This is a genomic window from Bacteroidota bacterium, assembly GCA_039821555.1.
In the GTDB taxonomy this organism is placed as follows: Bacteria; Bacteroidota; Rhodothermia; order Rhodothermales; family Rubricoccaceae; genus JBCBEX01.
Genome location: JBCBNX010000043.1, coordinates 1 through 1949 on the forward strand (window position 1 = coordinate 1; position 1949 = coordinate 1949).

At 63.9% G+C, this 1949-nt stretch carries 2 protein-coding genes; both read right to left on the reverse strand.

Translation table 11 applies throughout. The features are described from left to right. Positions 1 to 44: 44 nt before the first annotated feature. A complete protein-coding gene (locus AAFU51_18750) occupies positions 45 to 647 on the reverse strand; it encodes a hypothetical protein (GenBank protein MEO1573289.1) in 603 nt (200 codons plus the stop codon). Next, positions 647 to 1949, reverse strand: a 1303-nt coding sequence (locus AAFU51_18755) for a hypothetical protein (GenBank protein ID MEO1573290.1), incomplete at its 5' end; no start/stop codon positions are given. The genes AAFU51_18755 and AAFU51_18750, both read right to left, overlap by 1 nt.

Genomic DNA, 1949 nt, shown 5'->3' on the forward strand with positions numbered 1-1949 from the left:
CCCGGGCCGGCTGCGCGCAAGGGCAAGCATTGTGCGCCGGGACATCAGGCGACGCCCTCAAGGCTCGTGACCCACGTATCCGCCGCGGTCTTGATTAGGGTGAACTGCGGAATGGTGCCGGTTGAGGGCGGATCGCTCGCGATAGATCCGGCAGATATCCCGTTCAACGTCACGCCAGAGGCAGCGGTAAGGGTGCCAATACCACCACTTGCGGCAAACGAGATGATGGTTCCAAGCGGGAAATTTGTTGTCGCGTCCGCGGGGATTGTGAGCGTCGCGGCCGACGTGAATACCAGCGTATCCCAAGCGTCGGCCAGATCCAGAACCCGGCTTGACGAGACATTGATAATGCCAGGATTGCCACCGGCCGTTGATGGCGTCTCAGGGCGCCAGCCGGGCAACTCGCTTCCGACGCCGCCACCACCGGCATCCGGGTCGAAGGTCAACACCTGCCCATCTGAGGGCGTGCCATACACATCCGTCAGACCCGCGAGGGTCGTGCCGCCGCCCAAGAGCGTCGCCAAGTCCGACAGCGTCAACGAGAAATCGGCATAGACGCTTGGCGATGTCTCGCGCGAAATCCCAATGATATCGGTCCCGACTGCGGGTGCGCCGCTCGTCTCTTCGCTCAGTTTGGTGTTAGGCATTATTCCAGCTCCCTAAAGCCGCCGCCCTCGCGCAGCCTGATCCCACCACCCTCGCGGGTGCGGTAGTTCTCTGCCGAGGACCCGGCCAGATAATCGAAGTCGAGCGCCTGGCCCTCGCGCCCGTATTGGTCGATTGCGACGGCGCGCAGGTAGCGCCGCGTCGAGAAGGCGTTGGCGTCGAGAAAGTCGTGCTCGCCAAGAGCGCCGATGTTCACAGTCTCGATGACCGCCAGATCAGATCGATCCGCCTGATCCCCAGCAGACAAGCGCAAGAACGTGACGCCCGGAGAGTTGGGCGCCCGGAGCCGGTGCGTCGCGGTATTCACCCCATCATGACTTTGACTGACGATCTCAGGCAGGCCGAGCACATCGGACGGCGCCGCCGCGGTGATGCTGCATTCGAGGTAAGTGTCAGAGCGACCGAGCCCCGCGGCGAGCGCATACGTCCGAAACCGATAAGTTGCGCCAGAGGCCACCGGCCCCCAATAGTGTTCGACCTTGATTGTCCCGCCGTCATCGATGGTCGATCCGGCGCTCACATTGACGCGCTCCTCCTCCCCTCCGTAGTTCGTATCGCCCACGGAGTAAGGCGTCGTGTAGATGTCCACGTCATAGCTGTCAGCGCCCTCGACGGGCAGGAAGCGGTGCCGGATGTAAAGCGCGGTCTCGCCTTCCGTGAAGTTGGCGGGCCTCTCCACTGCTGCCAGCTCACAACCGGTTGGGGCTTCGATCCCCGGCGTGCTCTGAGCCGGAGGCAGGTAGGAAGCAGGCGGCGTGTAGTCGTCCGCAGTGAACTCGTAGAAGCTGGCCAGGTCCTCAACCAAGGTGAGTTGCACCTCCAGGCGCAGACCGTCGTCCTGCTCGGCGAAGAAGAACTGCTTGCCCGTGATCCGATAGGTAGACGCAACACGCGGGAAGCCAGCCAGCGAGAAGTTGACCCGCTCCCCAATGCGGCGCTGCGCCTCTCGGCCATCCCATGTCCCAGTGATCGATCGCCGGGGGCTTCCCGTCAGCGCTGCGATCTTTGCCAGCCGCTCGGCCTGAACCGGCTCACGCACGAGGCCGAGCTGCAAAGGCCGCTCCCGGAAGCCGTCGCGGATCGCGTAGCCGGTTCCGTCCGTTTCCTCATACTCGCGTTCGCGAGAAATGTACTTGGGGCGGACGCGGTCGTAGCCCTCATCGCGGGACAGCTCGACACCACCGATGGTTTGCTGGGCGTGCGAGCGGGTGTATGGGTTGCGCCGACTGTCACGTGAGCTGGAGATCATCGGTGCCCGCGATGGATCATCGGTGCCCGCGATG

Coding starts and splice junctions, on each gene's coding strand:
- AAFU51_18750 (MEO1573289.1), bottom strand. CDS start 647: ATGCCTAACACCAAACTGAGCGAAGAGACGAGCGGCGCACCCGCAGTC.